Genomic DNA, 23,498 nt, shown 5'->3' with positions numbered 1-23,498 from the left:
AAGCAAAAGGGCCTCCGGAATGCTCCGGAGGCCCTTTTGCTTTGGCCTAAGCCAGTGCTTTTTCGTTCATTTTCCGGAGAATGTTCCTGCCTGTTTGCTGGAATCGGGCTTCTACAAACCGGTAGGTCAGAGAAGCGATAACGACCGATATACCCAGCACTACCGCATACCTCAATGCAAAATTAAGCAGGGCGGATGAGGTACCGGTCACCGGGAGAAAATCCATGAAACCAAACGTCCCCATCCATTGGAGAACAATAAAATGCAGCAGGTAAATGCTGAAGCTTATCTTTCCAAGGTACGTCAGAGCAGGATTAACCAGAAGTCCGACAGGATACTTTCTCACCGCCAGTAGCAGCAGGAAGAAGGCGATACTGTGAATCAGGTGCTGGGGGATAAACGTATAGTTGAATGTAAATGCCAGTGCAGCCAGGCAAAACAATGCCGGAGCGTGGATAGATTCCTTCGTCGTGGTAACGAAATAGGCCACAATTCCGAGGCAGAATACCGGAAATTGATTCGGGAAATAATAGTAGCTGAACAAAGGAAAGCGGGGTGGGGCAAAATGCTTCGCTACCGACATGATCAGCAGTGAAATCAGCAGCAGGATAATGCTCTGATCCAGGTTTTTTATCCGGGGAATGAGCAGGGGCAGAAGGCAGTAAAATGTCATTTCGACCGCAATAGACCAGCCCCCCGGAACCAGGGAATTGATCCATTCAGGCTGGAATCCGTGCACAAAAAACAGATTGGAGAGCGTCAGCGCTGTCGGAAAACGATGCCAGTCAAAACTGCTGAAGTGAAACCCGTTTACCCGCCAGATCGTGTAGTACAACACCGCCAGGTAATACATCGGCGCTACCCGGAAAATCCGGCGCACGAGGAACTTCGTCAGGTGGTCCGCCTCCCCGCGCCTGCTTTTCTCCGATAACATCAGCGTGTAGGCACTGACCAGGAAAAAAAGCTGCACGCCGTACTTCCCATTCTGGATAAACTCGGCGATCCGGCCGGGAATAAACTGCAACTGGGCACCATGCTGTCCGGTATGTACCAACACCACGAGCAAAATCGCAATACCTCTCAAACTATCAATGTACGCGTATTTCTTAGGCTCCATTCTGATCTGAAATCATTCAACAATAAATACGTGGGTAGGGGAAAAGTTACAAAGATAACGGATAATAATTGGCCGCGATAATGAAGCCAGATTTACCGGGCTTTCGACACAGACCATCCGGAAAGGAAACAGCGTGTCTGCCCGCTCTGAGGAGAAGAGGCGCGGAAACCTAAGCAGTAGTTATGCGAAGAGGCGGCGTCAGTTTGCTATTCCCGAGTGGCAGCGGCGTAATCTTCCCCGTAAATCGGTCCGACGCGTTTCCGCAGTAACCCGCCTCCCCGCCCGGAGAAGACGGAGCGGATTTCGGCGAGAATGGCCACCGCTATTTCTTCGGGGGTAGAAGCGCCGGTGTCGAGGCCGACTGGGCTGTAGATATGGCTTTCGTCGGCTATTTTCTCCCCGTTTTCCGCCAACCGGCTGATGATTTTCTCAAACCGTTTCCGCGGTCCCAGCAGCCCGATGTAGGGCAGCGCCTCGCGACGGTACCGGTCGAAATTCCGGAAGTCCGTCTCAAAATCATGCGCCATGAGCAGGACGGCGGTATGTGCGTCGACCGGCCTGATGGTATCTTTCGCAACAACTTCATCCGCCCAATCAAAGATTACCTGATTGATTTTGAGGGTATTGCAGAATACAGTGGTCAGCCAGCCGATTTCCCTGGCCAGCCGTACCAGCGGGAAGATATCGTAATTTCCGCCGTGGATAAACAGGTGAATAGGCGGGGGGACTACTTCCAGCAAAACGGAGAGATCACCCGCTTCGGCGATTCCGGAACGACCGCTTTGCAGGTGCTGATGAATATGCTCGACGAGGGTATCCGACAAATCCGCGCGTGGAAAGGTCTCCCGGAAGGATGCTTCGTCCGAAAATAAAAATACCCGACCCGTCAACGCTCCTCCCCGGACAACGGTCAGAACGACCGTACTTTCGCGCCGGCCGGGTAGCATTTCCAACTGACGGACAGCGTTTTGTGCATCGTCCGGAGACAGCGGGGCAAGTAATACGTCGATAATCCCGTTACAGCCCAGCCCGACGCCGATCTGATAGGGGTCGTCGTCGGTGGTATCATACGTCACCAATGCCGGGACACCGCTGGCCATGGCCAGCCGGGCCCGTTTGAGGGCGTCGCCTTCGAGGCATCCGCCGGAAATGCCGCCCACCCATTGCCCGTCTTCGGTGACGAGCATCCGCGCGCCTACCCGCCGGTAGGAACTTCCCTCGACCCGCACAACCGTTGCCAGCGCCGCTTTTGTCTGCGTAAAATCGAGTTGGGCGTAGCGCTCCAGAATGGTTCGGATTTCTTTCATGCCGTTACAAACGCAGTTTCAGGCCGCCAAAATACGTGCGTCCGGCGGCAGGTTCAAAATACCGCCCGCCTGCCGCATTGATCTGGACGTTGGCGAAGTAGGCAGCATCGGTCAGGTTGTTGATACCGGCAAAAGGTTCGAGCGTAAAGCCCTTCAGCTTGAGCTGGTAGCCTGTCCGCAGGTTGACGGCCGTATACGCGTTCGTCGGAACGGTATTGGCGTCGTTTGCATAAAAATCACCGGTATACCTGGCCTGTATGATCCCGTAAAAGCCACCGGGGAGGAAGTACCGTGCTTCACCATAGACAAAATGACGGGGAATGCCCGGGAGACGTTTACCGTCAAACGAGCCTTCTATAGTACTGTATGCCAGGTACTTGAAGTCGGAATAGGTATAATTGAGGAAAAGGGAAAGGCCGCGGGTGACTTCGGTGGTCACGCCTATTTCAACCCCGTTCCGGCGGGAGTTGCCCGCGTTCCGGTAAAAGGTTCTTCCGGGAAAATCGACCAGTTGATACGGCACAATTTCGCCTTCTACCCGGACGTGAAACAACGCTACGTCCAGTTTTACCCGGTGAAAGGTACCCCGCGTACCCACTTCCACGCTGCGCGCGCGCATGGGGCCAAGCTCCGGGTTGAAGCCACCAAGGTTGGACGGATTATTCCCCAGCTCGGTGAGGGCCGGGGTTTCAAAATTGGTCGAAAAATTAGCATACAGGCTGCGGCGGGGGCGGAACTCCCAGTTGAGGCCGAGCGTCGGGCTGAAGCGGTTGTAGGAGCGTTTGCCGGATTGATCTCCGTCGGACAGAAAACGGTCGTCGGCAGTAATCCGGATGATGTCAAAGCGTGTACCGACGGTCGCCAGCAGGTTTTTTGTCAATCCTACTTCCTGCAGCAGGTAGGTGCCGATAGTCCGGAAGGTTTCCAGCTGAGAGAGGGACAGACTACCTTGTTTGCCCTGGAGGTTGTCGTACCGGGTGCGGTCGTCCTGCTGGTTTTCGATGTCGACGCCGGTTTTCAGGCGGTAGCTGACGGCGCCCAACTGATCGGTGTACTGGTAACTGAGGCCGCCGCCGGTGAAATGGCGGATAAACCCGACCGTCCCGCCCGCCTGGAAGGCAAGCCGGTTGTCGAAATCCCGTCGCATCCAGAAAATGCGGGCCTGAAACTGGTGTTTTTTTCCGGCGGACTGATCATATAACAGCGCCGTACGGTGCTGGGTCGCGCCTGAAAAAGCCTGAAACTGAACATTCTGGGGCCGGGCCATACGGCGGTTTTCGCCGACCTGCTGGAGGGTAAGTCCGCCCGGATCATTCGCCGAACCGTTGGACAGGTTGTAGAGAAACGTCAGTTTTCCGGTAGCACTGAGGTCATACTGGTATTTAAGGTTCACGAGCCAGTTGCTCACCGAGGCATTATCCCGGTAGCCGCTTTGCTCATTGTGTGCGGCATTGAGGAGGAGGGAGGAGCGTTTCCAACGCTGCCCGGCCTTCACCTGGTACCGCCGGAAACCATAGCTGCCGGCGACGAACTGCGCTTCGGCAAACGGCCCGGCGGGTGTTTCAGTCGTAAAAGAGAGAATACCGCCCGAGGCATTTCCGTACAGAGCGGACGCGGCGCCACGGATGACTTCGAGCTGCCCGAGACTGCCGACGTCGAAGTTATTGACTTTCGCCTGCCCGTCGGGCGTGGATTCCGGAATGCCATCGAGCAGGATTTTCAGCCCGCGTATTCCGAAAGAGGACCGCGCGCCGAAACCCCGGATGGAAATACGGAGGTCCTGCGCAAAATTATCCGGATTTTGGGCGAATACGCCCGGTACAGCGCCCATGGCGTCATACAGCGAAAGCTGAGGCTGCCCGACCTGAAGGCGGTGCTGACCGAGCACCGACACGGCAAAGGCGCTTCGGTTTTCGGCGGTATGCAGGCGGGTAGCATTGACTTCGACCGGGTCCAGGTTTCGGGTCCGGAGGCTGTCCGCCTGGCCATAGGTCAGAACAGGAAGGAATACAAGGGCGGCAACAAGGGGTTTCATGATGGTTTCGAGGGAACAGCGAACAGAAACTCAAAAATGCCTCGTTTCCGCCGGGGATGAAACGGAGTTCGATGAAAAGAACAAGTCTGTCGCTGAAAACGGAGACATTCCTCTAACAATTTGTTTTATTCTTAGTCCCGTCCAATAAAAAATTGTAACTTTTTGTTAGTATCGTACTGTATTAGCCCTGATCGGAATGACTATGAATGGCTCGCTCGATATCCGGAATCATCTCAAGAACCGCAAGCTGGAGCAGGTGGTCGAGAACAGAACGGCCTACACCATCGAAACCGCGGAGCTGAATATTTACGAAACGCATTCCCATGCCGAATCGGTAGAGCTGACGTTCCATAATCCGGTCCTGACCAGCATGATCCGCGGCCGGAAGGTCATGCACCTCGACGAGACGCCGGCGTTTAACTACCTCCCGGGCGAATCAGTTCTGGTACCGGGAGACCAGACCATGCGCATTGATTTTCCGGATGCGACGGAAGAGAGCCCTACCCAGTGCCTGGCCCTTGCCATGTCGCAGGAGAAGATCGTTCAGATGACGGGAGAACTCAACGACGCTGTTCCGCTGATCGATTCGCCGACGGGCTGGAAGCTTTCCGACCATAGTTTTTATTTCAATAATTCGTCGGCCGTCAACGGCCTGCTCAACCGGCTTGTCGCTGTTTTTACGGAGAATAATCCTGCGAAAGATTTCTTTGCTGATCTGATTATCAAGGAATTGACGGTACGGATGGTACAGACCCAGGCCCGGCAGTTGCTGCTGGATAATGCGGTGCGATACGCGTCTTCGAACCGGCTGGCTTTTATCGCTCAGTATATACAGCAGAATCTCCATCTCAACTTCAACATCCGGCAGCTGGCCGACAAGGCCTGCATGAGCGAGCCGAATTTTTACCGGCAGTTCAAAGCCCAGCTGGGGATGTCTCCGGTGGAATACATCAACCAGCAGCGTATTCTGCTGGCTCAGAAGTTACTGAAAACCACTACGCGGAGTGTCGGCGATATCAGCGTAGCCTGCGGGTTCAATAACCTCAATCACTTTCTCAAGCTCTTCAAGCGTCAGACCCAGGCAACGCCGCTGCAATACCGGCATACCGCCGCGGTACATATGCTCGGCGAATGATAGGATCGATCCATTCTTTGATAGGATCATTCTAATAGCGAGGCCATCCGGTCTCGAACTTTGCTTCCGTAAACCTCGTAAACGATTGATGATTATGGAAGCAACGCTTGCAGCTCCCGCCAAGGAGAAACGCCCCTCTTTTAAAGAACGCTACGACAACTACATCGGAGGCAAGTGGGTCGCCCCTGTCAACGGACAATACTTCGAAAATATCTCTCCGATAGACGGAAAGCCGTTTTGCCAGGTGGCGCGGTCGACCGCCGCTGACGTCGACCTCGCCCTGGACGCCGCGCACGCCGCTTTTCCTGCCTGGTCGAAAACCGCCGCTGCCGCCCGGAGCAACGTACTGCTGAAAATTGCCGACCGGATCGAGCAGAACCTCGATTACCTCGCCCGGGTGGAGACCATCGAAAACGGGAAGGCACTTCGGGAAACGACGTTTGCGGATATTCCGCTCGTAATCGACCACTTCCGCTACTATGCCGGTGTCATTCGGGCGGAAGAAAGTTCAGTAGCAGAGCTGGATGAAAACACCGTATCGCTCAATATCCACGAGCCGATCGGCGTAGTAGGGCAGATCATTCCCTGGAACTTCCCCCTGCTGATGGCCGCCTGGAAAATCGCGCCGGCGCTTGCGGCAGGCTGTACCGTAGTGGTAAAACCCGCCGAACAGACGCCTGCCAGTATCCTCGTATTGATGGAACTGGTCGGAGACCTGCTTCCGGATGGGGTACTCAACGTCGTCAACGGCTTCGGACTGGAAGCCGGCAAACCGCTCGCCTCATCGAACCGGGTGGCTAAGGTAGCCTTCACCGGAGAAACCACGACCGGTCGCCTCATCCTCCAGTATACCGCCGAAAACCTCATTCCGGCGACGATGGAACTGGGCGGAAAGTCTCCCAATATCATCTTCCCGAGTGTGATGGACGAAGACGACGATTTCCTTGACAAGACGATCGAAGGCGCTGTGCTTTTTGCTCTCAATCAGGGTGAAATCTGTACGTGTCCGTCGCGGTTGCTCGTGCACGAGTCGATCTACGAAAAATTCATCGACAAAGTACTCGCCCGTACCCGCGCCATCAAGCTCGGCGACCCGCTCAGCATGGAGACGATGATGGGAGCCCAGGCCTCTCGCGATCAGTACGAAAAGATTCTTTCCTACATCGATATCGGGAAGCAGGAAGGCGCGCAGGTACTCTGCGGCGGCGCGGCTTTCCACCAGAACAGCGGCCTTGAAAACGGCTATTACATCCAGCCGACGATCCTGAAGGGGCATAACAAAATGCGGATCTTCCAGGAAGAAATCTTCGGACCGGTATTGTCGGTGACGACGTTCAAAACAACGGAAGAAGCCATCGCCATTGCCAACGATACACTCTATGGCCTCGGCGCCGGTGTCTGGACGCGCGACGCGCACGAGCTCTATACCGTACCCCGGGCTATTCAGGCCGGTCGCGTGTGGGTCAACTGCTACCATGCCTACCCGGCGCATGCGCCGTTCGGCGGGTACAAGAAGTCCGGATTCGGCCGCGAGACGCACAAGATGATGCTGGCGCACTACCGGCAGAACAAGAACATGCTGATCTCGTACGACAAGAAAAAGTTAGGTTTCTTTTAGGCTGATTTACAGTGAGTAAGTTTGAGTAAGGTGCACAACAGCGGGGCGGCGTTTCGCCGTCCCGCTTTCTTATCGTAACACGATGGTACAACGCGTATTAGTGACAGACGAGGCGAAAGCCATCATTGACAGGCTCAGGGCCGAGCACGGTGAATTACTCTTTCACCAGAGCGGAGGGTGCTGCGACGGCTCGTCGCCCATGTGTTTCCCGGTCAGTGATTTCCGCATCGGCAGCCACGACGTGCTGCTTGGTACGGTACACGGTTGCCGGTTCTGGATGAGCGACTTTCAGTTTGAATACTGGAAACATACCCAGCTGACACTCGACGTAGTACCCGGGCGCGGGGCGAGTTTTTCAGCAGAAATTCCGCTGGGAGTACGATTTCTGATCCGCTCGCGGTTGTTTACGGAAGAGGAGCTGGAAGATTTGACGCCGGTCGCCTCCGGCGTCACTAACTGACCGATGGCAGGTATACCGTAAAAACCGATCCTTTTTCCGGAATACCGCGCGCTTCAATGCTTCCGCCGTGCAGGTCGGCAATGCGCCGGCAAACGGCAAGCCCGATTCCCGATCCCGGATATTGCTCGCGCCCGTGAAGCCGCTGAAATAACTGAAAGATCCGTTCGCGGTCTTCTTCCCCGAAACCAATGCCTTCGTCTTCCACCTGAAGCGCCACCCACCGGGCGGGCTGTTCCGGCACCTGCCGTTTTTCCTCCCATACTTTTCCCGATATCCGGACCCGGGGTGCCTCTCCGGGCCGGGTAAACTTGACCGCATTCCGGAGCAGTTGCCCGAATAACTGGCTCATTTGTGCCGGATCGGCGTCGATTTCCGGCAGGGGTTCAACGGCGATGTCATACTCACGGAAGGTATCTGACTGAACAATTTCCCGGACGAAGTCGGTCAGCGCCAGCCGCCGGAGCGATTCCGGCCGAAAGGCCAGCTCGGAGAAGGTGCTGAGATCATCCAGCAACTGCTGCATCCGCTGAACGGCTCCCCGCAGGCGCGAGACTACATTTTGCGCATACATATCCGAGGCCGGAATATATTGTTTCCGGAGTACTTCGCTGAAGGACTTGATCTTGCGCAGGGGCTCGTGGAGATCGTGTGAGGCCAGGGCAGCAAATTGTTCCTGGTAATGCCGCATTCGCTGGCAGGTGTCGTTGAGTTCAGCCCATTCCCGGTTCCGGGTAGCGAGCAGTTCATCCAGCTCGCGGGTAAGCCTGTTCAATTCCCGTTCCTGTTCATCCCGTTGTACAGGAGGCCCAAGCTGAAGGAGCCGGCCTTCTTCCCGGTCGTCTTCTCCGAAAACAACAGTCACGGTAATACTGCACAAACCTTCTTCCGTCGCGACGGTTGCGTTACCGGACGAAGATGAATCAAGTACGAGGTTCCAGGAAAGAGGGAGGGTAACTTCCCGGCGATACGTCTCTCCGGGAGACAGCGCAAACAGCCGGGCAAAGGCGGCATTAGGAATAAACCACCCTTCCGTACCCCAGAGCAAAGCGCAGGGCTGTGGACTCCGGAGAAACGTTCTGCCTGTCAGTCCCAGGACCGGAGGCATAGCGGCTTCGTCCGGCGCAACCGGAAAGGTAGGTGGGGTATGCATCAGGCAGCTACTGTCTAGTGAACGGAATAGGGTTAAATGTAGAAATTTTTGGACAGTTTTGCCTCTTGTTTGAAAAAATGTGCCGGAATGAGGTAAAAAAGAGCCTGCGGTTATCGCTCTTTTTCAACGCGGACGAGTACGGATTTTGATGCGGGGCATTTGCTGTCTTCCGACCGGTGCCACACCGGAATCAGCACATTCGTCTCCGGGTAGTACGTTGCGCAACATCCTTTCGGAATAGGATAGCTGACAACGAGAAACGACTTCGCCTCCCGTCTTTCACCTTCGTAGTCGCTGAAAAGGGTGACGGGCTGACCAGCGGTCAGTTCCTGTTCGGCGATATCCTCAGCGTTCATCAGGACAACCCGGCGTTCGTGGTGAATGCCCCGGTAGCGGTCGTCCAGCCCGTAAATCGTTGTGTTGTACTGATCATGACTCCGGATGGTCATCATCAGGAGCTCGCCGGGCTGTGTCCGGATAGGCTCGTATCGACCAATGGTAAAGAGGGCTTTGCCGGTTTTTGTACGGAATTCAGCATTCCGGGCGCCGTTGGGAAGGTAGAAGCCGCCAGGCTGGCGTACCCGTTCGTTGTACCGGTCAAAACCGGGAATCGTCGCTTCTATTTTCTCCCGGACATGATCGTTGTGGGCAGCGAGCTGATCCCAGTCCACAACTGTCCGTCCCTTGAGTACTTCCCGCGCAATGCCGGTTACAATTGATACTTCGCTTCGCAACTGTGCCGACGGCGGCGCCAGTACACCTTTCGAGCTTTGTACCACGCCGGTCGAATTTTCGGTACTGACAAACTGCTCTTCGCCTCCGTGAAAGTCGCGGTCTGACCGCGCCAACGCCGGCAGGATCAGTGCCGTATGCCCATGTATGAGGTGACTGCGGTTGAGTTTGGTGGAAATATGGACCGTGAGCCGGCAACGCCGGAGCGCCTCGGCGGTAAATTCGGTATCCGGGCTGGCGGACAGGAAATTACCTCCTAATCCAATCAGTGTTTTGACTTTCCCTTCGTGCATAGCCTGAATGGCTTCGGTGACCGTATAGCCGTGATCACGCGGCGGCTCGAAACCGAAAACTGCCTTCAGGCTATCCAGAAAAGCAACCGGCGGACGCTCCCAGATACCCATCGTGCGGTCGCCCTGCACGTTGGAATGGCCGCGAACCGGGCAGGTGCCTGCCCCCGGCTTTCCGATCGAACCCTTGAGCAGCAGAAGGTTGACAATATCCCGGATGATATCGACGGAATTGCGGTGCTGTGTCACGCCCATCGCCCAGCAGATGATGATGCGCTGAGCCGGAATCAGCAGGTTTGCAAGTTCCCGGATTTTCGCCTCCGGAACGCCGGAATCGTGGACAAGCGCCGCAAAATCCTGCTTTCTCAAATCAGCCAGAAAGGCTTCTATACCTGTTGTCTGATCCCGGATAAAATCCAGGTCGAAGACCGCGCCGGGGTTCCGTTCTTCCGCTTCCAGGAGAAGAAGCATCACCGCCTTGAGCAGGGGAGCGTCTCCGTTGATCCGCACCTGCAGAAACAGCGTTTCCAGCTCGGTACCGCCCATGAGCAGTTTGAAAGGCCGCTGGGGATTGACGAAGCGGATCAGGCCGGTTTCCGGCAACGGATTGATACTGACAATTTTACCTCCGTTCTCCCGGCACTTTTCCAGCGCCGAAAGCATGCGGGGATGATTGGTGCCGGGGTTTTGACCGATGACGAGGATGACTTCCGCATCATACAGATCATGGAGCGTCACCGATCCCTTGCCGATGCCCAGGGTTTCGGCGAGCGCCACACTCGTGGACTCGTGGCATAGGTTGGAGCAGTCAGGCAGGTTATTCGTTCCGAATTCCCGCACAAACAACTGATACAGAAATGCCGCTTCATTGCCTGTCCGGCCGGACGTATAAAAAGCCGCTTCGTCCGGTGAATCGAGCGCGTTGAGTTCACCGGCAATGAGGGCATAGGCTTCTTCCCAGCGTATCGGTTCATAATGCGTACTACCCGGCCGGAGTACCATAGGGTCTGTCAACCGCCCGGCTTTTCCGAGTTCGAAATCGCTCCAGGTACCCAGCGTTTCCACCGCATGCTCTTTGAAAAAAGCCGGCGTCACACGCAGGTAGGTAGCTTCTTCCGCGAGCGCCTTGATGCCGTTTTCGCAATATTCTCCGAGAGAAGAGCGGTGCCCGTCCGGGTCCGGCCAGGCGCATCCGGAGCAGTCGAACCCGCCTTTCTGGTTCATTTTCAGCGAGGCTTTGACCGCGTCGGCCCAGTGCATGTAGTGATTCATCTGGGAAAGAGCGGAAAACAGGGCCGGAAATCCGACGGCAGCTGTTTCCGGAACGGTCAGTCGCAGGCCCGTATGCGTAGCCGGCGGTTGGGCAAGGGTAGCATTCATCGTATTCGCTCAGGAAAAGAGTATACATTGGCGTGGCGGCCACGCAAAAATCCGACAAGGGTAATGCCGCAGGCTGACGCCGTTTCGACGGCCAGGCTGGATGGTGCGCTGACTGCCGCTACGACCGGAATACCGGCCATCGCGGCTTTCTGAACCAGTTCGAAACCGACGCGCCCGCTGAGGAGTAATACAGTCTCATGCATCGGAAACCGGTCCGCACAGGCGCCGAGTACTTTATCAACGGCATTATGCCGGCCGACGTCTTCCCGAACGGCAAGTAGTTGCCCGTCGAGGTCAAACAGAGCGGCGGCATGCAGCCCGCCGGTACGATCAAAGGCCGGTTGTGCACTCCGGAGTTTTTCCGGCAAAGAGAAGAGTATTTCGGTGTCGAGTACGGGGACCGGCGGGGGAAGCGGCCCGGGTACGCGGGTGAGCAGGGCGTCGGCGCCGGTTTTCCCGCATACGCCGCAGGCCGCGCTGGTGAAGAAGTGCCGGTGTGGTACCGTCACAGGACCGGCCAGCTCCGCATGTGCCTGATTGACATAGGGATTGACACGGATATGCCGGATGTCGTCCGACGAACGCACAAGCCCTTCGGTCAGTAACAGTCCGCGTACCAGGTCGGCGTCGTCTCCGGGCGTGCGCATGGTCAGGGTCAAGGGTACCTGTTCCCATCCGCCGGACGTTGGCCAGACCAGTATTATTTCGAGGGGCTCTTCGGGCGCGAGGTAGTCGTCCTCTTCCCGGCGACGGCCCTCCCCGAGGCGTATGACCGAAACAGTTTCATCGGTTTTCATTCCATCGCGGCTATGCGTTCCAATATGTCGAGAAAAACGGTTTCCATCGGAATATAGGCGAGACCTGTTCCCGGGTGCTGCAGTTCTTTTCTTACCTGCTCCAGCGGCAGGTACCGCAGCTCAGAAATCTCGTCTTCCTGCGGGATAAACGCCGAAAGAGGCAGATCTGTTTTCCAGCAGAATACGCCGGCAAATTCCCGGTCATACAAGCGGGTCTGTATGTCAAACCCATCCATTCGCCAGACGTCGATAAAAACCAGCTCCGACGACAGCGGCCGGTAGCCGAGCTCTTCCTGCACCTCCCGGAGCGCCGATTCCCGGAAGTTCTCACCCGGGCTGAGATGCCCGGCAATACTGACATCCCAGAGGTCTGCGAAAACGTCCTTATCCGGATGCCGGTGGTTGACGAGCAGCTCACGCTTTTCGTTCAGGACCCATACGCACGAGCTGCGGTGCCAGTCGCCGTCACGGTGAACCTCCGGCCGCGGTTTTTGCTGCCACCGCGGCAGGTTCCGTTCGTCGAACAGTTCAAAGTATTCCATGGGGGAAGAATGCGCCGGTACGGCGCGGTAGATTCCGATGCGGATTTACGGAGATTTTCCGAGATAACAGCGTCCGGGAGGGCTTTTCGCGGTCAGGAGCTGCGCCGCAGATCAGCCACGATACCGGCCACATACCGGAGGGTAAAGCGGATATCTTCCGGCGTGGTAAACCGCCCGAGGCTGAAACGAATGGATGCATGCGCGCGTTCGTCGCTGATACCCATGGCCTTGAGTACGTGTGAGGGCAGAACGGAGGCCGAAGTACACGCCGACCCATTTGAAACGGCAATGCGGGAAAGTTGCAGGAGAAGCTCTTCTCCGTCGACATCCGGAAAAGAAAGGTTACTCACATTGGCCAGCCGGTACTTCACTGAGCCATTTACACGAGTACCCGGTACGGCGGAGAGGATTCCCCGTTCGAGCTCGTCGCGCAGCAGAGCCAGCGCTGAGAGGTCCGGATCGGCCAGCTCGCAGGCTTTACCAAAGCCGACAATACCCGGGACGTTGAGCGTTCCGGAACGGCGCCCGCGCTCGTGTCCGCCGCCATGCATCTGAAGGGCGAGCGGCGTACCTTTCCGGACATAAAGCGCTCCGATACCTTTCGGGCCGTATAGTTTGTGTGCGGAAAAGCTCAGCAGGTCAATGTGCGCTGCCGGGACATAGACGGGCACTTTCCCGACCGCCTGGGTGGCATCGGTGTGAAACCAGACCCCGGCCTTCCGGCATAGTGCCCCGATTTCGCCGACCGGCTGAAGTACGCCGGTTTCGTTATTGGCCCACATCACAGAAACCGCCAGGGTATCCGGTCGCAGGGCGCCGGCGACCTGATCGGCTGTGATGCGGCCTTCCGTATCTGTTTCGAGGTAGGTGACAGAAACGCCGCGTGTTTCGAGCCAGGCGGCTACGTCGAGCAAGGCCTTGTGCTCGGTGCGAACGGTAATCAGGTGTTTTTTATCGGGAGAAGATTCGAATAACCCTTTGATAGCCAGGTTATTGGACTCCGTTGCGCCACTCGTGAAAAGCAGCTCCTTTTCATGCGCGCCGATCCGGTGCGCAACCTGCCGCCGGGCTTCTTCGACCGCGGCGGCCGCTTCCCACCCGAATAGGTGGTGGCTGCTGGCCGCGTTGCCGAACTGATCTGTAAACCAGGGTAACATCGCTTCCAGTACGCGCGGGTCTACGGGCGTAGTAGCGTTGTAGTCGAGGTATACAGGTCGTTCCATCTGCTCAGGATTCCCGCTGGTGAATGAGGTCGGCGAGCAGTTCAACGTAAAGCGGGCTGTTGTTGAGGCTTTCCACCAACTGCCAGTGACTGCCGCCGTTGGCTTCAAAAACCTCTTTATATTCCTCGCCTACTTCGATGGTCGTTTCGAGGCAGTCGGCGACGAAAGCCGGGCTGAAAGCAAGTACGTTTTTCTTCCCCTCCGCCGCCAGCTTTTTGACCATGTCTTCGGTATAGGGTTGAATCCAGGGATCTTTTCCGAGCCGGCTCTGGAAAGCAGTGCTGTAGGTGCCTTCCTTCAGGCCCAGCTCGCGGGCAAGCAGGCGGGTCGTTTCAAAACACTGTGCCCGGTAGCACAGCCGGTTATCGGCGCGGAGCGTTTCGCAGCAGGCACCGAACTGGCACGTATGCCCGGATACGTCACCCTTGCGGATTTGCCGTTCCGGCACGCCGTGGTAGCTGAAAAGGAAGTAGTCGTACGGGCGCTCGGCGATGTATTTACGGGCGGCGGTAGCAAAATGCTCGACAAACTTCGGGTGGTCAAAAAAGGTATTGGTAAACGTGATTTCGGGGATAGTCTGCCAGCCGGAAACCACGTCCATGACTTTCTGGTAAACGGAGCCGGTTGTTGCCGACGCGTACTGCGGGAAGAAGGGTACGACGACAATTTTCGAAAGCCCCGCCTTTTGAAAAGCCGCCAGCCCTTCCGGAATACCGGGATTCTGGTACCGCATGGCCAGTTTTACGAAATAGCGGTCGCCCAAATGCGCCTGCAACATCTTTTCAATGTCTTCCCCGTAAAACTTCAGGGGTGATCCGCGTTCTTCCCATAGCTCCTTGTAAACTTTGGCGGACTTGGGCGCACGAAACGGCGCGATGATCAGGTTGACGAGTGCCCAGCGATTGGGAAAAGGAATATCGATGACCCGCTCGTCCATGAGGAACTCGCGGAGGTATTTCCGGACATCGGGTACTTCCGGACTGTCAGGCGTACCGAGATTGACCAGTAAAACGCCGGTTTTACGGCTCTGATTGGCTTGCATAGCTTTAAATGTGTGCGGGTGCCCTTTCGGGTATACTGCACAAACTCCTAAATGTCGGAAATGTTTCCGGGCAGAAAAACAATGCCCTTCAGGCGGTACAAAGGTAGACGGCACTCCCGGATCAGAAAAATCAATTCCGCTGATCAATGTATAGGTGGCGCAAATGGCTATTCTTTGATAAAGACCATTCCCGGTCCGGGCAGAGCAGTTTCGAAGAGGATGAGGGTATCGCCGCGGACGTTGTACTGTTTGACGGCGGTCAGTTGCCTGAAGTACCGTGTATTGAACTGCTGACCGGCCGAATCGGGTTCCGTCCCTGAGTAAGCCGGATTGAGAAAAGCGACAGAGCCGCCGGCGTTGAGCAGGTCGCCGCTCGCTTTTTTACCGGCACCTTCGGCAACAAACTTATTGCCTGAAAGAACAGTAATCCGCGAGGAGTATACCTGACTTACCGGATCAGTCAGAAAATTGCGGAAGAGGTACCTTCCGGTTTCCAGCCCGGGTTCGAAGCAGCCACAGGCAATTCCCGAACCACACGCATAGAGACCCAGCATCAGCACGAGAGAAAGCGAACGTTTCATGAAAATCGGGATGGAATTTTTGGTTAAGATACGCAAACAGAAGAACCTCGGAAGGTTCGCCGGGAAAAAATTAGCAGACGGTAACAGCTATCCCAATCGCAGGTATTTATCGCCCTATACCATCCACAACCGCCAGATTCCCGTCAGAAAGACCAGGAGCAGTGCCGCCGGTGTCAGTACTTTCCAGCCCAGGTACATGAGCTGATCGACGCGGAGGCGGGGGTATGTCCAGCGTACCCACATCTGTACAAAGACCAGTACCGCCGATTTGATGAGCAGCCATGCCAGGCCGGTGATACCACCGAGGATGGTTCCGGGCGCGCCGGAGGTCCAGTCGGCCAGCCGTACCGGCCCGATATTGGGCAGCGGCGTATTCCAGCTTCCGAGAAAGAGTACCACGCCCAGCATACTCACCAGCAGCATCATTGCATACTCGCTCAGGAATACCAGCGCCCAGCGGAAGCCGGAGTATTCGGTATGGAAACCGCCGACGAGCTCGGATTCGGCCTCGGGAAGGTCAAACGGCGCGCGGTTACACTCCGCCAGGGAAGCGATGAAATAAATAATAAAAGCAACAAAAAACAGCGGCATCCGGAAGATATTCCAGCTCAGGAAACCGCCCGCCGCGGTGACGTCCAGGCCCCAGCTCTTGATCCCGAAGAAATACACCGGATGCGGCGTGTAGATACCCTGCCCGAAGCTGATCTCCTGAAGGTCAAGACTTTGATTCAGCATCGCGACGCAGAGCACAACCAGCCCCAGGGGCACTTCATAGCTGACAATCTGTGCCACCGAGCGCATTGCGCCCAGCAGGGAGTACTTGTTGTTGGAGGCCCATCCGGCCATCAGAATACCAATGACGTCGAGGGAGACAATGGCCATCAGCCAGAAAACGCCCAATGACGTGGCCGACCCAATCCAGTCCGGACCGAGCGGTATCACTGCATAGCCCAGAAAAACTGCTGTAAAAATCAGGCCCGGCGCGATCAGAAAGAGCTTACGATCAGCCAGATACGGAATAATGTCTTCCTTCTGCAGCAGTTTGATGAGGTCGGCGCCCAACTGCAGCAATCCGTACGGACCTACTTCGGTGGGGCCCATCCGGTCCTGTATAAAGCCGGACAGTTTTCGCTCGGCATAAACACCCACGACAACGCTGGCGAGGGTCAGGGCAAGGCAGATGAGCAGCGATGGAAGCAAAACGAAAACCGATTAGTACGCTGCAAAACTAATCTACCGGGGCTATATTCTTTAGAACAGGTATAAAATTGGAAGAGATGTCCCCAAAAATGGGGATTTACCGGCGTGGGCAGGCGCCATTCCTTTGTTTCAAAAAGAACCAGCCATGCCTGTCAAACCAGAATTCCTCACCTCGCCCCGAAAGGCGTTTTCTCCCGAAGGACGGGAGTTCGTCATCTCGCCCGTTTTGCAGCTGGAAAAAGATCTGAAACTGCTCAAAAAGCGGGTGGGAAAGTTCGCAAAGCCGATTCCGTTTCCGGTTTTTCCCCGGACACGATACTCGCTCGAAGCGTACCAGACACCGATCCGGGACCAGCGTGGCCGGGGCAGCTGCTGGGCGTTTGCCGGTATTGCCGCCCTGGAGGCGGCCTATAAGCGGAAGTACGGCGTCTCGCTCGATCTGTCGGAACAGTACCTGTTTCACATGGCGAAGTGCGTGGAGCTTTACCCGGATTACGTCACCAGCGCGGTCCGGCACGAGAACAACAGCTCCTATTGGGGCGCGCAGGGGAATGCGGGGATCGTCGAAACGATGACCCGGCTGCCGGTCTGCGAAGAGCGCTTCGCTCCCTACCTCGATCAGCCCGACCTGGACGCCCTGAAAACGCAGCTTCCGGCGGCAGGTAATCTCGACTGGGAATCCACGCAGGAACAACTGGATACATTCGAATTCGACTTCCGCAATATTCCCCAGGAAGCCCGTCACCAGTGCCGCTACCGGGTAAAATCGTGGGGTGTGCTGCCGACGGTTACCGCGCAGAACATCGAAAACGTCCTGCTCAATAACCACGAAGTAGTGATCGACATAGACGTTTACAAATGGAAGTATAATGCCACACGCAATGTCTATGAATTCGATCCGGCAGGTGCGGGAGGAGGTGGGCACGTGGTATTGATCATTGGCTTTGACCGGGATAATCAGACGTTTCTCGTCAAAAACTCATGGGGTGGTAATCAGTACCTGCAATTGACGTACGATTACATTACCCGGGTATCCGGCCAGTGGTTTACCGGTTTTTACATCACGGATGTGGATGATATTCAGGCTGCTCCCGACCTGAAATCCAAATGGATCGGAAACTGGAAAATGGACCACGACGGCTGGCGGGGAAGTCTCACCATCCGGCGGTTTACCTCCTTCCATAACACAGATCCGAATGCGCCGACCAAACTCGGCAACTATTACCGCGACGGCAAGAAGTTTGACGTAAACGGGTACTTCGTTGATAACGGGCAGGGTATGGTCTGCTATGTAGCCGACCACGAGGGAAGAGTTGTGCCGGGGACCCTGTTTGTCGGCCAGCGCTTCGATACCTACAATTTCTCCTGGGCGCCGAGGCTGGGTGCCGGAAAGACGTTCTGGAATAATATACCGTTTGGTGTTGTCCTCAACCGGGATACGTTCCCGCACCAGCCTTCGAATACCTTCAGCCGCAGCGAATGGCTGGGGCAATGGCACATGAACCACGACGGCTGGCAGGGCGTACTCACCCTTTCGAATATCTCGTCCGGTGTGTTCGGATTGCTGTTTGTGACGGGTACTTACCGGGCGTCCGACGGGCGGACGTTATCCGTATCCGGCCTGGTGAATCAGGCCCAGCAGCATGTGCTGTCTTTGTCCATTCCGTTCTCACCCACGAATAACCAGCCCTTCGAACTCCTGTACCATACCTGGGAAGACAAGCTCTTCTCCGGCGTTACGCAGTGGGGCGGGAGGAAGTTCGGGGTGGTGGGGCAGAAGGCATAGGGCATGGGGCAGAGGGTAGCCACCCCATGCCCTCTGCCCCTTGCCCCCTGCAAAAAAAGCAAAGGGCACGGAGTTTCACCCCATGCCCTTTGCCCCACGCCCTCTGCTCTAAAACTCCGCAGATTTAGGAAAACGCGGGAAAGGAATCACGTCGCGGATGTTGCCCATGCCGGTTACGAACAGGATAAGGCGCTCGAAGCCGAGACCGAAGCCGGAGTGCGGAGCCGATCCGAAGCGGCGGGTATCGAGGAACCAGTCCATGCTTTCAGGTTCGATACCTACTTCCTTCATCCGGGCAACGAGTTTGTCGAGGTTGTCTTCCCGCTGGCTGCCGCCGATGATTTCGCCGATACCGGGGAAAAGCACGTCCATCGCACGGACGGTCGGGCCTTTCTCGTTGACCTGCTCGGTTTCTTCCTTCATGTAGAACGCCTTGATCGCCCGGGGGTAGTGGGTGAGGATCACCGGCTTTTTGAAATGCTTCTCAACGAGGTAGCGCTCGTGTTCGCTCTGCAGGTCGATACCCCATTCCACCGGATACTGGAATTTCTTTTCCTTGTGCGGTTTCGACTGGAGGAGGACTTCAATGGCCTGGGTATAGGTGACGCGTTCGAAGTCGTTGTCGAGTACAAACTGGAGTTTCTCCAGCAGCGGCATCGGGCTGCGTTCGTTCTGCGGCTTGTTCTTTTCTTCTTCGAGAAGGCGTTTTTCGAGGAAGGCCAGGTCGTCGCCGCAATTTTCGACCGCATACCGGATGACATACTTGACAAAGTCTTCGGCGAGATCCATGTTATCGATCAGGTCGAAGAACGCCATTTCCGGCTCGATCATCCAGAACTCGGCCAGGTGCCGGGTTGTGTTGGAGTTTTCGGCCCGGAACGTCGGTCCGAACGTATAAATCTTGCCCAGGGCGAGCGCTGCGAGCTCGCCTTCCAGCTGGCCGGAAACGGTCAGGTTGGTTTCACGGGCGAAAAAGTCTTCTTTGTAGTCGACCGAACCGTCTTCCTTCAGCGGCGGGTTTTTCGGGTCGAGCGTCGTCACGCGGAACATTTCTCCGGCGCCTTCGGCGTCAGACCCCGTGATGATGGGGGAGTTCCAGTAAAAGAACCCGTTGTCGTTGAAGTACTTGTGAACGGCGTAGCCAAGCGTATGCCGTACCCGGAAGATCGCCGAGAAGGTGTTCGTCCGCGGGCGCAGGTGGGCAATTTCCCGGAGGAATTCGAGGGAGTGCCGCTTGGGTTGCAGGGGGTAGGCATCGGGATCAGCGGTGCCGTATACTTCCAGGGCCGTCACTTTGAGTTCGACCGACTGGCCGGTCCCCTGTGATTCGATGAGCTCGCCGGTAGCGGCAATGCAGGAACCGGTCGTCACCAGCTTGAGAATATCCTCGGCAACGACACCTGCATCCACCACGGCCTGGAGATTATTCAGGGTAGAGCCATCATTAAGGGCAATGAAGCTGACGCTTTTGCTCTCACGTTTGGTTCGCACCCAGGCCTGAACCGTAATGGTTTGTCCCACAAATCCGTGGTGACGGAGGTAGTCTTTGATTTGGTATTTCATGTGAACTTCGGTGAAGAACGGCCTCCCGGCCGTCCGGACTGATGAACTGGGTTGCAAAATTAGGAGCTTCGGCGTACTCCTGAAAATAAATCGGCGAGTTAGCAGGGGAAGTTTATCGTTCGGAAGGGGTCGAACAAAGTCTGCCGGGGAGGTCTTCCGTCAACCGGATTAAACCCTACCTTTGCGTTCGTCACTACCAAAGCCCTGACTGCGTTGAACACGAGTATCGCCCGACTGCTGTCGTACCTGCTGCATCCGTTATTGGTTCCTACGTTGTTTTTCGGAATCATTTTTTTCGCCGCTCCCGTCGCCATTTCGAATCTCGAGGTGTTCAACGCACAGCAATCGATCGATTTTTTCGGACTGAAACTGAGCTTTAAAGGCGGATTGCTGCTGCTCGTGTTCTTTTTTACGTTTCTGATTCCGGCGTACCTGCTTTTTATCCTGCATAAATTCCGCCTGATCCGCAGCCTCACGATGGAAAACCTGGCTGATCGCCGGATTCCGTACCTCGTGGTGGTATTGCTGTATACGGTCTTCTCGTTTGCATCGTTCCGGTACCTCAGCCTGCTGCCGCAGCTCACGGTGGTGATGGCCAGCGTCACGTTTTCCATCTCCTGTGTCGCGTTTGTCAGCCTCTACTGGCAGATTTCGGCGCATGCCACCGGGATGGGCGGGATTGTCGGCGGTCTGCTGGCCCTGACGGTCCGCCTCGGCGTCACAACGCTCCTGGAACCCCTGCTGGTGGTGATTCTCCTCGCCGGCCTGCTCATGAGCGCCCGCCTCCGCCTCAACGCGCATACTCCCGGGCAGATTCTGGCGGGTTTCGTGCTGGGGTTTTTGGTGTGCGGGGTGACGTTGTATCTGTATTTTTAGGCTGTAGGCGATAGGCTTTAGGCTTTAAGCTTTGGGGCCTGGAGAGCAGATGCGCGTGATCCTGCGGAGCGGTGGGTTTATTCGTGGTTTGAGGTGAGTTGTAGCAACAGGCTTTTGAATAATGAAAGTCTCCCCGCAGAATAGCAGGCCTGTAGCGCACTGCTTACAGCCTAGTATCTGTATTTTTAGGCTGTAAGCTGTAGGCGATAGGCTTTAAGCTTTGGGGCCTGGAGAGCAGATGCGCGTGATCCTGCGGAGCGGTGGGTTTATTCGTGGTTTGAGGTGAGTTGGAGCAACAGGCTTTTGAATAATGAAAGTCTCCCCGCAGAATAGCAGGCCTGTAGCGCACTGCTTACAGCCTAGTATCTGTATTTTTAGGCTGTAAGCTGTAGGCGATAGGCTTTAAGCTTTGGGGCCTGGAGAGCAGATGCGCGTGATCCTGCGGAGCGGTGGGTTTATTCGTGGTTTGAGGTGAGTTGGAGCAACAGGCTTTTGAATAATGAAAAAACTCTCCCCGCAGAATAGCAGGCCTGTAACGCACTGCTTACAGCCTATTGCTTAACGCCTGCAGCCATAAGCTTCTAGATGAAGAAAAGCCTATTACGGAGAACAGCAGGCCTGCAGCGCACTGCCTAAAGCCTATTGCTAATAGTCTACAGCCATAAGCAGAAAAAGCCATCCCCGACAAAAGGATGGCTGTCAAAGCTATCGAGACAGTTAGACTACTGTTGTGCGCTTTCCTGCATCTTCTGGCGGTAAGCCGCCTTGATGACCTGGGTACGACGAGTCACTGAAGGCTTCTGGAACGCCATACGTGAACGAAGCTCACGCATAACACCCGTTTTTTCGAATTTCTTCTTGAAACGTTTGAGGGCCTTGTCAATGCTTTCGTTTTCTTTAACCTGAACGATAATCATGATAGTTATTCGGCAGTTTGATAAGTACAACTCCAAAACAGGAATGCAAATATAGGGAATGGGTTCGGAATTTCAAGACTTTTGTTTCCAACTTTGACGGATAATTCTCCTCGCGCGGGAAGGGATTTTCTAACCCGCTGACTTTCAAATGCCGGTGCTTCAGGCCCGGCGATCAGGAACTGCATGAAGCGTATCGCCATTATCGACCTCGGAACAAATACTTTCCAATTGCTCATTGCCGAAACCGGCGGACAGGCCTTTGCCATTCTCCACGATTCGAGCCAGCCGGCCCGGATCGGAGAGGGCGGTATCTCCCGGGGAATCATTTCGCCGGAAGGCATCGAACGGGCCATTGCCGTTCTCCGTTCGTTCCGGGAAATTACCGATCAGTACCAGATCGGCCCCGATGATATCCTGGCACTGGGCACCAGCGCTGTCCGGAATGCCGCCAACCGGGAAGAGTTCTGCCGCCGGATCGAAAACGAGACGAAAATTCCCGTGGTCATCGTTCCCGGAGAAGAAGAAGCCGGTCTGATTTTTGAAGGCGTACGGGCGGGTCTGCCGCTGACAGACAAGACCTCCCTCATTGTCGATATCGGTGGCGGCAGCGTCGAATTCATCCTCGCCAACCGCGAAAAACTGTTCTGGAAGCAGAGCTTCGAAATCGGCGGGCAGCGGCTCATGGACCGTTTTCACCGGACCGATCCCATTCTCCCGGATTCCGTCGGCAAGCTCAACGAATACCTCGAACAGCAGCTTGTTCCGCTGACAAACGCCGTGCACCAGTATGAGCCCGTTGAGCTGATCGGCTGCGCCGGTTCCTTTGAAACCCTCGTCGACATGGAGTACGCCCGGACCCACGGAAACCTGCCCGACCCTGCACAGGTATCGTTCGACCTGAGCGCCGACTCCTTTGCGCAGTCGTATGAACAGGTACTGACCTCCACGTTCGACGAGCGCCTGCAGATACCCGGTATGAAAAGCTACCGCGCCGGTATGATTGTAGTAGGTACCTGTCTGATTGCCTTTCTGTTACGCAAATACGGCTTGTCGAAAATACGGGTATCCACCTGGGCAATGAAGGAAGGAATGCTGGCGCGTATGGCCCGTTAAAAAAAGTAAAAGCAGGTACGGGAAACGGCCTTTTTCCGTACATTCCGTTTCCAACGATTGAACATGAAACGACGTGATCTTCTCCGGTGTCTGTCAGGCACCTTGCTTCTGTCGCTCCCGGCGATGGCGGTTTTCGCTCAGGACGGCGGAAAGCGCTATCCCGTTGAGAAGACGGATGCCGAATGGAAGCGGATACTCACCCCAGAGCAATACTACGTCACGCGGCAGAAAGGAACCGAGCGGGCGTTTGCCGGTAAGTACCTCAACAACAAGGAAAAAGGCATGTACCGTTGCGTATGCTGCGGCAACGAGCTGTTTCATTCCGATGCCAAGTTCGATTCGGGTACCGGCTGGCCGAGTTTCAGTCGCCCGGTAAGCGGCCGGAACATCGAAGAAATCAAGGATACCAGCTATGGCATGAACCGGACCGAACTGGTCTGCAGCCGTTGCGGCGCGCACCTCGGGCACTTGTATACCGACGTACCCGGCAAACCGCGCTACAGCGTCAATTCCGCGGCCCTTCAGTTTGAAAAAGGCCATTAGACGGCCTGTCTTTGGAGAATAGGTGTCGGAATATTATTCGGGTATTTTCTTGTATTGCCTAATAGTGTTTGTTATTTTCCCGAATCCATCT

The 23,498-nt window shown here is 55.8% G+C and carries 20 protein-coding genes; 7 read left to right on the top strand and 13 right to left on the bottom strand.

The window, feature by feature from the left end:
* Positions 1-46: 46 nt before the first annotated feature.
* The 3 genes from BLR09_RS06315 to BLR09_RS06305 form a co-directional block, all read right to left on the bottom strand.
* A complete protein-coding gene (locus BLR09_RS06315) occupies positions 47-1,117 on the bottom strand; it encodes an acyltransferase family protein (RefSeq protein WP_093199207.1) in 1,071 nt (356 codons plus the stop codon).
* A 206-nt stretch (positions 1,118-1,323) separates the two neighbouring features.
* Positions 1,324-2,424 (bottom strand): XdhC family protein, encoded by a 1,101-nt coding sequence (locus BLR09_RS06310; RefSeq protein WP_093199204.1) that lies wholly within the window; start codon positions 2,422-2,424, stop codon positions 1,324-1,326.
* Between the two features lie 4 nt (positions 2,425-2,428).
* Positions 2,429-4,459 (bottom strand): TonB-dependent receptor family protein, encoded by a 2,031-nt coding sequence (locus BLR09_RS06305; protein WP_093199202.1) that lies wholly within the window; start codon positions 4,457-4,459, stop codon positions 2,429-2,431.
* Between the two features lie 202 nt (positions 4,460-4,661).
* On the opposite strand from BLR09_RS06305, the gene BLR09_RS06300 reads away from it, so the two are divergent.
* The 3 genes from BLR09_RS06300 (at position 4,662) to BLR09_RS06290 (ending at position 7,672) form a co-directional block, all read left to right on the top strand.
* On the top strand, positions 4,662-5,594 hold the full coding sequence (locus tag BLR09_RS06300) for an AraC family transcriptional regulator (protein WP_245689875.1): 933 nt from the start codon (positions 4,662-4,664) through the stop codon (positions 5,592-5,594).
* A 94-nt stretch (positions 5,595-5,688) separates the two neighbouring features.
* A complete protein-coding gene (locus BLR09_RS06295; RefSeq protein ID WP_093199711.1) occupies positions 5,689-7,212 on the top strand; it encodes an aldehyde dehydrogenase family protein in 1,524 nt (507 codons plus the stop codon).
* 82 nt (positions 7,213-7,294) lie between these two features.
* On the top strand, positions 7,295-7,672 hold the full coding sequence (locus BLR09_RS06290) for a DUF779 domain-containing protein (protein ID WP_093199198.1): 378 nt from the start codon (positions 7,295-7,297) through the stop codon (positions 7,670-7,672).
* Here the strand turns inward: BLR09_RS06290 and BLR09_RS06285 are convergent.
* The 8 genes from BLR09_RS06285 to BLR09_RS06250 form a co-directional block, all read right to left on the bottom strand.
* Positions 7,665-8,822 (bottom strand): sensor histidine kinase, encoded by a 1,158-nt coding sequence (locus tag BLR09_RS06285; RefSeq protein ID WP_093199195.1) that lies wholly within the window; start codon positions 8,820-8,822, stop codon positions 7,665-7,667. The two genes, BLR09_RS06290 and BLR09_RS06285, sit on opposite strands and share 8 nt — an antisense overlap.
* A gap of 110 nt (positions 8,823-8,932) precedes the next feature.
* Entirely contained in the window at positions 8,933-11,224 is a 2,292-nt protein-coding gene (locus BLR09_RS06280; protein WP_093199193.1) for an FdhF/YdeP family oxidoreductase, read from the bottom strand.
* Complete coding sequence (fdhD, locus tag BLR09_RS06275) at positions 11,221-12,021, bottom strand: formate dehydrogenase accessory sulfurtransferase FdhD (RefSeq protein WP_093199191.1); 801 nt, start codon at positions 12,019-12,021, stop codon at positions 11,221-11,223. The genes BLR09_RS06280 and fdhD overlap by 4 nt, the downstream gene beginning before the upstream one ends.
* A complete protein-coding gene (locus BLR09_RS06270; protein WP_093199188.1) occupies positions 12,018-12,563 on the bottom strand; it encodes an NUDIX hydrolase in 546 nt (181 codons plus the stop codon). Before BLR09_RS06270 ends, fdhD begins: the two co-directional genes overlap by 4 nt.
* 92 nt (positions 12,564-12,655) lie before the next feature.
* The gene (locus BLR09_RS06265; RefSeq protein ID WP_093199186.1) at positions 12,656-13,786 is read right to left on the bottom strand and encodes a cysteine desulfurase family protein; all 1,131 of its coding nucleotides are present in this window, start codon (positions 13,784-13,786) and stop codon (positions 12,656-12,658) included.
* Positions 13,787-13,790: 4 nt separating this feature from the next.
* Positions 13,791-14,828: a ferrochelatase gene (gene hemH / locus BLR09_RS06260; RefSeq protein WP_093199184.1), complete on the bottom strand. Its 1,038-nt coding sequence runs from the start codon at positions 14,826-14,828 to the stop codon at positions 13,791-13,793.
* 167 nt (positions 14,829-14,995) lie between these two features.
* A complete protein-coding gene (locus BLR09_RS06255) occupies positions 14,996-15,409 on the bottom strand; it encodes a hypothetical protein (protein ID WP_143011036.1) in 414 nt (137 codons plus the stop codon).
* 114 nt (positions 15,410-15,523) lie between these two features.
* Positions 15,524-16,609, bottom strand: a complete 1,086-nt coding sequence (locus tag BLR09_RS06250) for a complex I subunit 1/NuoH family protein (protein WP_093199180.1) — start codon at positions 16,607-16,609, stop codon at positions 15,524-15,526.
* A 145-nt stretch (positions 16,610-16,754) separates the two neighbouring features.
* Between BLR09_RS06250 and BLR09_RS06245 the strand changes: the two genes are divergently transcribed.
* Positions 16,755-18,395, top strand: a complete 1,641-nt coding sequence (locus tag BLR09_RS06245) for a C1 family peptidase (RefSeq protein WP_093199178.1) — start codon at positions 16,755-16,757, stop codon at positions 18,393-18,395.
* Positions 18,396-18,503: 108 nt separating this feature from the next.
* Here BLR09_RS06245 and asnS read toward each other — a convergent pair whose 3' ends face one another.
* Positions 18,504-19,958 carry an asparagine--tRNA ligase gene (asnS, locus tag BLR09_RS06240; RefSeq protein ID WP_093199175.1) on the bottom strand — a complete coding sequence of 485 codons (1,455 nt, stop codon included), beginning with the start codon at positions 19,956-19,958 and terminating at the stop codon, positions 18,504-18,506.
* Between the two features lie 213 nt (positions 19,959-20,171).
* On the opposite strand from asnS, the gene BLR09_RS06235 reads away from it, so the two are divergent.
* On the top strand, positions 20,172-20,834 hold the full coding sequence (locus BLR09_RS06235; RefSeq protein ID WP_093199172.1) for a phosphatase PAP2 family protein: 663 nt from the start codon (positions 20,172-20,174) through the stop codon (positions 20,832-20,834).
* A 722-nt stretch (positions 20,835-21,556) separates the two neighbouring features.
* Here the strand turns inward: BLR09_RS06235 and rpsU are convergent.
* Positions 21,557-21,751 (bottom strand): 30S ribosomal protein S21, encoded by a 195-nt coding sequence (rpsU, locus tag BLR09_RS06230; RefSeq protein WP_093199169.1) that lies wholly within the window; start codon positions 21,749-21,751, stop codon positions 21,557-21,559.
* 183 nt (positions 21,752-21,934) lie between these two features.
* Between rpsU and BLR09_RS06225 the strand changes: the two genes are divergently transcribed.
* Together BLR09_RS06225 and msrB are read left to right on the top strand one after the other, a co-directional pair.
* The gene (locus BLR09_RS06225) at positions 21,935-22,864 is read left to right on the top strand and encodes a Ppx/GppA phosphatase family protein (protein ID WP_093199167.1); all 930 of its coding nucleotides are present in this window, start codon (positions 21,935-21,937) and stop codon (positions 22,862-22,864) included.
* Between the two features lie 63 nt (positions 22,865-22,927).
* Entirely contained in the window at positions 22,928-23,407 is a 480-nt protein-coding gene (gene msrB / locus BLR09_RS06220; protein WP_093199165.1) for a peptide-methionine (R)-S-oxide reductase MsrB, read from the top strand.
* Positions 23,408-23,498 lie beyond the last annotated feature (91 nt).

It is taken from the genome of Siphonobacter aquaeclarae (assembly GCF_900103285.1).
GTDB lineage: Bacteria > Bacteroidota > Bacteroidia > Cytophagales > Spirosomataceae > Siphonobacter > Siphonobacter aquaeclarae.
The sequence above is the reverse complement of the archived record's forward strand: the minus strand, read 5'-3'. Positions and strand labels throughout refer to the sequence as shown.